Annotated in this window: 4 protein-coding genes; 2 read left to right on the plus strand and 2 right to left on the minus strand. The window is 41.5% G+C overall.

Translation table 11 applies throughout. From position 1 onward, the window contains the following. Together cgtA and ACYVTD_RS12070 are read left to right on the plus strand one after the other, a co-directional pair. A partial coding sequence (gene cgtA / locus ACYVTD_RS12065; RefSeq protein ID WP_461248005.1) for an Obg family GTPase CgtA occupies positions 1-945 on the plus strand: 945 nt, incomplete at its 5' end. A 98-nt stretch (positions 946-1,043) separates the two neighbouring features. Next, positions 1,044-1,229, plus strand: coding sequence for a hypothetical protein (locus ACYVTD_RS12070; RefSeq protein WP_461248006.1), 186 nt, complete (start codon positions 1,044-1,046; stop codon positions 1,227-1,229). A 36-nt stretch (positions 1,230-1,265) separates the two neighbouring features. Here the strand turns inward: ACYVTD_RS12070 and rpmA are convergent, their stop codons facing one another. Further along, positions 1,266-1,523 (minus strand): 50S ribosomal protein L27, encoded by a 258-nt coding sequence (gene rpmA / locus ACYVTD_RS12075; protein ID WP_461248007.1) that lies wholly within the window; start codon positions 1,521-1,523, stop codon positions 1,266-1,268. 41 nt (positions 1,524-1,564) lie between these two features. Next, a complete protein-coding gene (gene rplU / locus ACYVTD_RS12080) occupies positions 1,565-1,873 on the minus strand; it encodes a 50S ribosomal protein L21 (protein ID WP_461248008.1) in 309 nt (102 codons plus the stop codon). Positions 1,874-1,952: the final 79 nt, after the last annotated feature.

The raw sequence follows: 1,952 nt of genomic DNA on the forward strand, positions 1-1,952 counted from the left end.
ATTTCGGGCGACAAGATTATTGCGGACTTGAAGGTGGACGGCGACGAATATATTGTTTGCCGTGGCGGTATTGGAGGAAGAGGGAATGCGTATTTTGCGAACGCTGTGCGTCAGGCGCCGACTTTTAAAACCTGTGGAAAACCTGGCGAAGAACGCGAAATTAAATTGGAGCTTAAGCTTTTGGCTGATGTCGGGATAATTGGCAAGCCGAATGTTGGGAAATCGACGTTTATATCAGTTGTTTCGAATTCAAGACCGAAGATTGCTGACTATTCATTTACGACATTGATACCTAACTTGGGCGTCGTGAAACATAATGAAAGTGCTTTGGTTTTTGCTGATATGCCGGGGCTAATTGAGGGCGCGAGCGAGGGAGTGGGGCTCGGGCATGCATTCCTAAAACATATTGAGCGGACGAAAGTTTTCTTGCATATATTGGACGGGTTTGCAGAGCCTGAAGAGATTATAGAGAATTATAATATAATAAATAGCGAGCTTAAAAAGTTTGACAAAACGCTTGCTGAAAGACCGCAAATTGTCGCTATAAATAAAGCGGATTTGGGTCAGGATTTGAGCGAAGTAGCGCAGCAGCTTGGTGCATTTGTAATTTCTGCGGCGACGAGGAAAGGGATAGACGAGCTGTTGGACAAAATCTTTGAAGTTGCTAAGAGCGCGGAAAACAAGGAAATTGAAGTCAGCGAGGATATATTTTTAGACAAGAAAGAGAGCAAAGAAATTGTTATCGAGAGGGATGGGGAAGCGTTTGTCGTGAAATTCCCGCTAATCGAGAGGCTTGCTAACCAGACGGATTTCGAATCGCCTGAGGAAACTGCGTATTTTAGGAGGATCTTGAGGCAATATGATATTGAGAATGTCCTGCGGGATTATGGTGCGAAGACTGGCGATGATATTGTTATAGGGAATCTTGAATTCGAGTTAGAATAGTAAACAGGCGCAGAGATTGTGCTTGTTTTTTTATTATAGTTTATTTTTTGGAGATTTGGCGCATAATAGAGGTATAAACATAGCAAAGGAGAGAAACTATGATGAAATCGGAATCAGGAAATTTCGTTAAGGGCTTAATTGCAGGTACAGTTGTTGGTATTGGCGTTTCGATGGCGGTTATTCCCCCCGAAAAAAACGACATGCAGAAGCTTGAAAAGCGTACTGGTCGTGCTTTATCTGCTGTTGGGACGATGCTAGAGAACTTTGTTCACTATACGAAATAAAAAAAGAGGCATTAGCCTCTTTTTTGATGTTTAAATTTATGCTGTTGGGTATACGCTTGCAACTGTATATTTATTGCGGAATGGCTCGAATTTAACTTTGCCATCGACTAATGCAAACAAAGTGTGATCGTTGCCTGTTCCAACGTTTTTGCCAGCGTGGATTTTTGTGCCTCTTTGGCGCACGATAATGCTACCGGCTGTTATTGTTTGCCCGTCAGCTGTTTTTACGCCGAGATATTTAGGATTACTATCGCGACCGTTGTGCGACGAACCCTGCCCTTTTTTATGTGCCATTTATTTCAACTCCTATAATTCTAATTTGTTTTGGGCGGAGATTATGAGATTTTCGTGATTTTTACTTGTGTGTAGTCTTGTCTGTGGCCTTGTTTTTTGTGATATCCTTTTGTTTTTTTGTATTTATAGACCACGATTTTTTTGTATTTATCGTGTTTTAGGATTTCTGCTTCGACTTTTTTGCCTGAAAGATATGGCGCGCCGAAAGCTGATTTCTCACCGTCTACCGTTGAAAGAACCTTATCGAAAACAAGTTTGCTTCCAACTTTGTCGTCTGTTTTTGCTATTTCTAGCACATCGCCGACTTCTGCGGTGTATTGCTTACCGCCGTGTTCGAAAATTGCTGTCATTACTTTTACACTCCTTTTTTAAATTTTTTGGAGCACAACACGTAGCTAAATAGCTTTTTAGGCGATAGTTTGCACTATT

Source organism: Treponema sp. R6D11 (assembly GCF_054786075.1).

Coding starts and splice junctions, on each gene's coding strand:
- ACYVTD_RS12070 (WP_461248006.1), top strand. CDS start 1,044: ATGATGAAATCGGAATCAGGAAATTTCGTTAAGGGCTTAATTGCAGGT.
- rpmA (WP_461248007.1), bottom strand. CDS start 1,523: ATGGCACATAAAAAAGGGCAGGGTTCGTCGCACAACGGTCGCGATAGT.
- rplU (WP_461248008.1), bottom strand. CDS start 1,873: ATGACAGCAATTTTCGAACACGGCGGTAAGCAATACACCGCAGAAGTC.